Origin of the sequence: Psychrobacillus soli (assembly GCF_006861775.1) — a bacterium.
Taxonomy (GTDB): Bacteria; Bacillota; Bacilli; order Bacillales_A; family Planococcaceae; genus Psychrobacillus; species Psychrobacillus soli.
The window spans coordinates 1-8,750 of record NZ_VDGG01000088.1 but is presented as its reverse complement, the minus strand read 5'-3'; the positions used below and the strand labels follow the sequence as shown (position 1 = coordinate 8,750).

The following is an 8,750-nucleotide window of genomic DNA, read 5'->3' as shown; positions in this document are numbered from 1 at the left end:
GAAGTGAATGCTCTCTGCAATTTTTCTTTTCGCCATTGCGTCTAAATCGTAGTCATTCAAATAATCCTCTATTTGTTGGGCTTGTTGCCAATCTTCTTTTGTTTCTTTAATTAATTTTACAAATTGCTGATCAAACTCTTTTTTTAATTTTGCCCTTTGAAAAAACATAGTACTACAGCATCCCCCTTACAACTCTCGGCGACCCTCTAATGCTTTGGATAAGGTTACTTCATCTGCATACTCTAAATCTCCACCCACAGGTAAACCATGCGCAATTCGCGTTGTCTTAATACCAGAGGGCTTCACGAGACGAGAAATATACATCGCTGTTGCTTCTCCTTCTATTGTAGGGTTAGTTGCTAAAATCAGTTCTTCTACCTGCGTATCCTGTAATCTTTTCAAAAGAGAAGGAACATTAATATCTTCTGGTCCAATCCCGTCCATTGGTGAAATAGCACCATGAAGTACATGATATAAACCGTTATAATCTCTCATTTTCTCCATAGCTATTACATCTTTCGTATCTTGGACTACACAAATCATCGATAGATCACGTTGCTGATCTTGACAGATATGACAGGGGTCAATATCTGTAATATGCCCACAAACTGAACAATAAGTTAAGTTTCGTTTAGCATCTACTAATGCTTTAGCAAAATCTAAAACTGTGTCTTCTTTCATTGTTAGCACAAAAAATGCCAGACGGGCCGCTGTTTTCGGCCCGATTCCTGGCAATTTCATAAAACTATCTATTAGTTTTGATATTGGTTCAGGATAATGCATCTTTTTTCCTCCTAGAACATACCAGGAAGGTTCAACCCTTTCGTGAATTGCCCCATCGTGGAATTCGCTGTTTCGTCTGCTTTTTTCACTGCTTCATTTGTTGCAATTACGATTAAGTCTTGAAGCATTTCTATGTCCTCTGGATCAACAACAGTTGGATCTAGTTCTACTTCTAGTACTTCTTTATGACCGGAGACAACAACTTTCACCATTCCTCCGCCAGCTACAGCTTCAAAACGTTGAGTTCCTAGTTGTTCTTGAGCCTCAGCCATTTGTTTTTGCATTTTTTGCATTTGTTTCATCATACCTTGCATATTTCCCATTCCGCGCATTATTATTTTCCTCCTTAGTCATCATGTACTTCTACAAATTCTTTCCCAAATAATTTCTCTGCTTCTACTATTAAAGGATCTTCCGAAATCTCTTCCATTCCTTGCAGAAGCTCCATTGCTTCTGTTGGTTGAGAACTATCTTCAGTCCCCCCTGCATTGCCTTGTTTCAAACCATTTTGACGTATAAAGTCTTCTCTTATCTTTAACCAATTTTCCTCCGGCACATATATAACTTCATACATTGTACCTGTTAAGTTTGCTATTAGCTGTGGAAAAGAAGAAGAAAAGGTTTTATTCTCCATGGCCATTTGGCAATGAATATCATATTTAAATTTTAACACAAATGCACCAGAAGATGCTGCTACTGGTTCAGCATCATTTAATAATGCAGCATGTGATTTTTGAAGTAGTTGCAAAATAGTAGCCCAGTGGGATTTAATCGTTTGGATATCTGTCTTAGTTGCCGTTTTTAATATTTCTTGGATACGGCCACTTGACACTTTCACACCAGCATTCGACTTTTGTCTTTGTCTCTTTGGTTGTTCCTGCGCACCAGCATTTGCTTGTGGTACTATTCCTTGACTTATTTGCTCTTGCAGCTGTTGTAACTGACTTTCCAGTGCTCTTACCTTCATCTCAAGTTCTGAATTACTCTCGGTCGTTGCTACATTCCCTCTCGGAACTTGCGCTAAACGAATAATGGCCGTTTCTAAATACACTTTCGCGTGATTAGAAAAACGCATTTCTTGCTGGGTATTCGTTAATATAGAAATACTTTTATATAAAGTATCTTCTGCAAACTTGGAGGCCAACTCGTGAAACATAGCGTCTCCAGTTGCTATTTCCAATAACTCCGTTTGTTCGGGTGCAACAAGCAATACAAGTAAATCGCGGTAAAAGGTAATAAAATCCTCCGTTAATCGAACAGGATCTTTTCCATCATCCACTAACTGCTCCACACAACTTAAAGCTTTTGCTACATCCTTTTCAATTAACGCACCGGCTAATTGAAAAAACACATCCTGGCCAATTGACCCAGTTACTAATAACGCATCCTCTAGCGTCATTTTCTCGCCGCTAAACGATACTACTTGATCCAGCATACTTAGTGCATCTCGCATTCCGCCAGCCGCTGCTTGAGCAATAATCTTTAATACAGTCTCATCGTATTCAATATTAGCATCTGTCAATACTTCTTTCATTCGTGAAACAATATCAGAAGAAGTAATTCTTTTAAAATCAAAACGCTGGCATCTAGATATAATTGTTAAAGGAATCTTATGTGGTTCAGTTGTTGCTAAGATAAATACAGCATGTGCTGGTGGTTCTTCTAGTGTTTTTAATAAAGCATTAAATGCACTTGTAGAAAGCATATGCACTTCATCAATAATATACACTTTGTAGCGAGCATTTGAAGGGGCAAAACGAACCTTTTCAATAATTTCGCGCATTTCCTCTACACGAGAGTTAGATGCTGCATCAAACTCAATTACATCTGTATTAGAACCTTCTGTGATACTTTTACAAGTTTCACAAGTATTACACGGTTCTTTCGTCGGTCCATTTTCACAGTTTAAAGCTTTAGCGAATATTTTCGCTGCACTCGTTTTTCCCGTACCGCGCGGACCTGAGAATAAATACGCATGTGTCGTTTTATTGTAAAGGAGGGCATTTTGAAGAGTTTGCTTTATATGTGATTGACCAGACATTTCTGCAAATGACTGAGGCCTATAAGCGCGGTAGAAAGCTTGATACGTCACCAATTCCCCTCCTTCTCATTTTTAAGTAAATAATGACTTTATTATACCATAAAGCAGTTGTTACTTCGCCTATTAATGTAGGGAAAAATTCTATCACAACAAAAAAACATAAATAACCTGTATGTAAATAAAGTGTGCAGTATAGGGATATTGCGACGTAGTGAGCTGAATGAAGTATCCACCGGGATTTTCGGTGCAGTCGTACGCTTTCCACCGGGTAAGCGATGAGCCTTCACTGCCGCTAGCGCGTACGATGTGAAGTCTCATCTTGCTCACTTGATCCCATTGGAGTCGCCGCATGCAGCGAAAATCCATGGTAAAGACTAACNGAGTGAACGATCTGTTGCCCTAAGCTATTTATTGGATTCACCCAGACCAAATACTGCAGAAATTTTGTTTTTTGCGAGTTGCCACTGAATAAGTAAGCAATTTCCGTTGATTTTCGCAGCAGGGCGGCGACTCCAGTGGGATCAAGTGAGCAAAATGAGACTTCACAACGGATGCGCAGCTACGGTGAAGGCTCATCGCTCACCCCACGGAAAGCGTCCGCCCTGCTGCGAAAATCCCAGCGAACACTTTATTCAACGCATTACGGCGCAGTATCCCCATATTGCGTTCTATAAAAAAATTAGCATACCTTATATTACTTGAAAAAAATTATCTACATGTTTAAATTTTTATAATTTCCTAAAGCACAAAAAAGCCTCCCCTGCCACTTTCCAACAGGGGAAGCTCATACATATTAAACTAATACTAACGAATCTTTCGCAATTTCATCATTCATAATAAGCTCTTTTAAACGTTGCTTCGCTCTAAATAATCTTGATTTTACTGTACCAATCGAAACTTTCATCACCTCAGCGATTTCGATCAATGAAAATTGGTGTACATAAAAATACATCACTGTTTTTTGGTAAATGCCATCTAATTCCGCAACTTTCGAACGAATAATTTCTCCAACATCTTCTTTCTCCAACTGCTCTTCTACAGATAAAACATCCGCTGCGATTAAATCTAATAAGGAGATATCAAGTTGTTCTGGTTGATTTGCCACGTATTTGCTACGTCTAACTTGTTTACGATATCTATCACGGAATGTATTCATACAAATCGTCGTTAACCAAGCTTTTACATGGTCCACTTCTTTCATATACGATTCATATCGAACAACTTTCATCCACACTTCTTGCATTAAATCTTCAGCATCTATTTGATTTTTTGTTAGTTTCAAACATAAGAAATATATGTAACGGTTATATTCTTCGTAAATATCTTCAATTTTAACTTGCATTATTTATTCCTCCGCTCGGCTTTTCTTTATAACTCTATAATGCCAAACTTGAACCTTACCCTCCATCGTATTCTCTTTCAATATAATTACAATCGTGTAAGAAAGAATATAAGAAAAGCGCAAAAGGAATTATTACTCCTCTTGCGCTTCATCTACTTCCGGTTCTTCTCTTTTCGTAATCGTTAACGTTACAATTCGGCTACGATCCATTTCATTAATTTCTATAAATAGATTTTCGTATGTAAATTGCTCGCCTTCTTCCGGAACATGCCCTAGCTGGTCCAGTACGAATCCTCCGATTGTTTCATTTTCATTCACAATCGATAGATCAAACAATTGATTTACTTCTTCTATTTCCACGCGACCCGCGCAGACCAGACGATTTTCCGTCATTTCATGTATTAATATTTCTTCATCATCATCTGTTTCATCTTCTATTTCTTGCCCGATCATTTCTTCGATTAAATCTTCATGGGTAACAATTCCAAGCGTACCGCCGTATTCATCTAAAACAATTGCCATATGCTTTTTATGCTTAAGCATCAGTTCAAATACTTTCTCTACGCTTAATGTTTGCACGACAAACAATGGTTCTATATCCATAAGTGTTTCGAAAGCAAGCGATGGATCCATGGACCATTCTATTAGCTTTTTCGAATAAAACATACCAACAATTGTGTCTAAGTTTTCATCATACACAGGATATCTCGTATAGGAGTGCTCGAGTATTGTATCCCGTACCTCTTCATACGTATACTCTATAGGTAATGCAACCATTTCCGTTCGATGCGTAAATAATACGTCTGATACGTCTTTATTTGGAAAATCGAGTATTCCTTTAATTCGTTCGGATTCTTCTTCTTCAAATGTACCATCTGTTGAAGCTATATCTACCATATTCAAAAGTTCTTCTTTGGTGATGATCGTTTCCTTTACAGCACCTTTAGACCCGATTCGAATTAGCATGTTGATGAATTCAGCAACTAAAAACGTTATCGGTCTTAATAGTCCAATCAACAATCGAATCATCGGAGCGACAATATACACGATTCTTTCCGAAAAAGTTGCGGCAATTGTTTTTGGCAGTACTTCCGCAAATAAAATAATGATCACGGTCAGAACGATAATAGACCAAACAATATTCCACGCATAATTTTCTGCGATGTGAATAACTAAAACAGTCATTGCAATATTCGCAATTGTGTTGCCTATTAATATCGTTACAATCATTCGGTCCGACTTTAATAAAAGAACGAGTAACTCTTTTGCTGCTCTATCCCCTTGTTCTGCTCGCAGTCGGACCTTCGTCCTATTTACTGTCATTAAAGCTGTTTCACTTCCCGATAAAAAGAATGAAACAAGTAGTGCAAATGCTAATAGTACAAATTCTATGTACAATTTTGTATCCTCCTAAAATGATAACATCGTTGCCTATTTCTTTTTATTACTATAGCACACTACGATTTTAGTTGTCACAATTCTTATGCTATACTATTTCTATTCACGAAATTTTATGAAAAGAGGGATTCAAGTGAGCCATTTAACAGCGTTAAATAATTACTTTACGGAAAAAAGAGAGACACATTTAGAGGAACTAAAACAGTTTCTACGCATACCTAGTATCTCTTCTTTATCCGAACATAAAAACGACATGCAAAAGGGTGCTGAGTGGTTAGCAGATTCATGCAAAAGAGCCGGCTTAGAAAACGTAATCATAGATAAAACAAATGGTCATCCCGTCGTATATGCAGATTGGCTACATGCAGATGACAAACCAACCATTCTTGTTTATGGTCATTATGATGTGCAACCTGTTGATCCACTAAACCTTTGGGAATCAGAACCTTTTAATCCTGAAGTGCGCGACAACAAATTATATGCGCGTGGTGCGAGTGACGACAAAGGTCAAGTGTTTATGCATGTAAAAGCAGTAGAAGCACTTCTTCAAACAGAAGGGTCACTTCCTGTTAATGTAAAATTTTTAATCGAAGGCGAAGAAGAAGTTGGTAGCCCAAACTTAGAGGCGTATATAGTAGAAAATAAAGCAAAGCTTGCTGCGGACGTAATCGTTATTTCCGATACTGGGATGCAAGGACCAGGACAACCCGCTGTATGCTACGGATTACGCGGTCTTTGTGGCGTTCAAATTGACGTAAAAGGAGCTAAAGGTGACCTACACTCTGGCCTATACGGAGGCGGAGTTCAAAACTCTATCCACGCACTCGTATCGGTTTTAGACTCTTTCCGTGATGCAGAAGGTACGATCCAAGTAGAAGGTTTCTACGATAACGTTCGTCCCTTGCTTGATGAAGAACGTGAAGCCTATAAAGCACTCGGCTTCGATGAAGAAGAATTGAAAAAAGAAGTTGGAGTCGAAGAGCTATTCGGTGAAAAAGGTTACTCTCATTTAGAGCGTGTTTGGGCTCGCCCGACGCTTGAAGTGAATGGTGTATTCGGAGGGTTCTCTGGAGAAGGCATCAAAACAGTATTACCGAGTGAAGCCGGTGCCAAAATTACTTGCCGTTTAGTACCAGACCAAAATCCGGACGAAATCGTAGCAAAACTAAAAGCGCATATTGAAAAAAACAAACCAACTGGTGTTACAGTAACCGTTACGGAATTTGATAAAGGAAAACCATTTATAACGCCTTTCGATCACCCTGCAATTCAAGCGGCTGGTCGTAGCTATGAAAAAGTTTACAATGTACCAACAGCATACACACGTGGTGGCGGTTCTATCCCAATCGTAGCGGCATTCGATGAGATCCTTGGATTACCAGTAGTGCTAATGGGCTTCGGTTTATCTTCAGAAAATTTCCATGCACCAAACGAACATTTCCATTTGGAAAACTTTGACCAAGGTTTACGAGTTATTGGTGATTATTACTACGAGCTTGCACATCTATCGAAGGAGCAACTAAAAAAATAAGGCGTCCTATATCGAAAATAAAATAGAGCTATCCCCCTTTATAAGGAGATAGCTCTTCTTTTATTCACCAAATATAGTAATTAGCTCATCCACATGTTTACGTTCTTTCGGTTTTGGCATTTCGTCAAAATAGCCAACTTGTAACATACTAATGATGCGTTCGCCTTGCTTAACTCCAAGTGCTTCACGGAATTTAGGACTATCTAAAAAGCCTGGTGTTTTCCAGCAAGAACCAATGCCACGGTCCCATGCAAGTAATTGGATATTTTGAATAAGCATACTTGCAGCAGCATAATCTTCTAAACGCTCTTTTTGGCGTGCATCTTCAGGGACAATGACGAAAATATAGCCCCCCGGATTTGTAAACTTTTTCATTTGTTTTTCTAATTCTTCATCCGTCAGCTCTTTCCATTTTGGAATAGCGAACTCTTTTAACACATCATATAAATCTAAAAGTTCTTTCCCGCAAGCAACAACAAATCGCCATGGTTGTCTATTTTGATGATTCGGTGCCCATATGGAATCTTCCATAATAGAAAGTAATATATCTCTTTCGACGGGTTGTCCATTAAATGCCTTGATGGACCTTCTTTGAATAATTGCATCACGAATAGTTAATGATTGTTGCATCATTGTATGAAAAACTCCCTTTTCTTTAGCATCCATTATTACTAACATCATACCAAGTTAAACGTCATTTTAAAAGGGTTGCTATTTTACATTCAAACAATTGAGGTGGTTCTATGCTTCTTTATTGGTTAGTTAGTTATTTTATCGGTACTTTTCTTACTGCTTGGTGGATTGGAAAATGGAAGAAAACAGACTTAACTAAAATGCGTAGCGGAAACTTAGGAGCAAGAAATGCTGGTGCCGTCCTTGGAAAAACTGCATTTTTATTAACTTTTTTAGGAGACGCACTTAAAGGAGTGCTCATCCTATATATCGGCTTACGTTTTCATTTTTCTTCAGAGATTATTGCTATTGGTGGGTTATTGGGAATTGCCGGCCATATGTATCCTTTTTGGCTTCGTTTTAAAGGCGGAAAAGGAATAGCTACTTTTATTGGAGTCGCGCTCGTTTTCAATCCAGCGTTATTCGGTATTATGGCTGCATTTTTTGTCGTTTTCATTGGTCTATTAAGAAGTGCCACTTTAAGTATGTTAATCGCTTTCAGTATATACGCTATCTTATGTTGGATAATCCCTGCTTTTTCCTACTTATGGCCGTTGTCTATTGCAATCCTACTCATTTTATATCGCCATCGATTCGATGCTAAAGAATCGTGGGAAGCACGGTGGTGGAAATCAACAAACAAAAGCGCACGCGACCACCTCTAAACGATATGGCAAGTGGGAACGATGAACGAAATGTCGCACTTACTAGGGATAATGCGTCGTAGTGCGCTGAATGAAGTGTGCGCTGGGATTTTCGCTGCTGGGCGGACGCTTTCCGTGGGGTGTGAGCGAGATATTATCACTACGAACGTGACAAAACACATCTCGCAAGCGAAAAAAACGGTCTAGTAGATGCTAGCTAGCTGGTTCATGGGCTTTAAGACATATTATTCCTATAATATGTCGAAATCATCCTAGTTTCCCATCAAGTAAACTTGCTATTTTTAGAATTGGTTGCTTTCATCCGTATTTTGGTTGCTC

At 38.6% G+C, this 8,750-nt stretch carries 9 protein-coding genes; 2 read left to right on the top strand and 7 right to left on the bottom strand.

All coding sequences use genetic code 11. The features are described 5' to 3' along the window. The 6 genes from FG383_RS20650 to FG383_RS20625 all read right to left on the bottom strand — a co-directional run. The coding region (locus FG383_RS20650) for a DUF2508 family protein (protein WP_142609544.1) at nucleotides 1-168 on the bottom strand (168 nt) is incomplete at its 3' end. A gap of 18 nt (nucleotides 169-186) precedes the next feature. Continuing rightward, entirely contained in the window at nucleotides 187-783 is a 597-nt protein-coding gene (recR, locus tag FG383_RS20645) for a recombination mediator RecR (RefSeq protein WP_142609543.1), read from the bottom strand. 11 nt (nucleotides 784-794) lie between these two features. Next, nucleotides 795-1,115 carry a YbaB/EbfC family nucleoid-associated protein gene (locus FG383_RS20640; protein ID WP_142609542.1) on the bottom strand — a complete coding sequence of 107 codons (321 nt, stop codon included), beginning with the start codon at nucleotides 1,113-1,115 and terminating at the stop codon, nucleotides 795-797. A gap of 14 nt (nucleotides 1,116-1,129) precedes the next feature. Then, nucleotides 1,130-2,875, bottom strand: a complete 1,746-nt coding sequence (gene dnaX, locus FG383_RS20635) for a DNA polymerase III subunit gamma/tau (RefSeq protein ID WP_142609541.1) — start codon at nucleotides 2,873-2,875, stop codon at nucleotides 1,130-1,132. Between the two features lie 742 nt (nucleotides 2,876-3,617). Further along, nucleotides 3,618-4,166 carry an RNA polymerase sigma factor gene (locus FG383_RS20630; RefSeq protein WP_142609540.1) on the bottom strand — a complete coding sequence of 183 codons (549 nt, stop codon included), beginning with the start codon at nucleotides 4,164-4,166 and terminating at the stop codon, nucleotides 3,618-3,620. Between the two features lie 132 nt (nucleotides 4,167-4,298). After that, entirely contained in the window at nucleotides 4,299-5,564 is a 1,266-nt protein-coding gene (locus FG383_RS20625; protein ID WP_342782161.1) for a hemolysin family protein, read from the bottom strand. 133 nt (nucleotides 5,565-5,697) lie between these two features. Here FG383_RS20625 and FG383_RS20620 point away from each other — a divergent pair, with 133 nt between their 5' ends. Further along, nucleotides 5,698-7,095, top strand: coding sequence for a dipeptidase (locus tag FG383_RS20620; protein ID WP_142609539.1), 1,398 nt, complete (start codon nucleotides 5,698-5,700; stop codon nucleotides 7,093-7,095). A 60-nt stretch (nucleotides 7,096-7,155) separates the two neighbouring features. Here FG383_RS20620 and FG383_RS20615 read toward each other — a convergent pair whose 3' ends face one another. Next, nucleotides 7,156-7,728: a nitroreductase family protein gene (locus FG383_RS20615; protein WP_142609538.1), complete on the bottom strand. Its 573-nt coding sequence runs from the start codon at nucleotides 7,726-7,728 to the stop codon at nucleotides 7,156-7,158. 110 nt (nucleotides 7,729-7,838) lie between these two features. Between FG383_RS20615 and FG383_RS20610 the strand changes: the two genes are divergently transcribed. Beyond that, on the top strand, nucleotides 7,839-8,432 hold the full coding sequence (locus tag FG383_RS20610; RefSeq protein WP_142609537.1) for a glycerol-3-phosphate acyltransferase: 594 nt from the start codon (nucleotides 7,839-7,841) through the stop codon (nucleotides 8,430-8,432). Nucleotides 8,433-8,750: the final 318 nt, after the last annotated feature.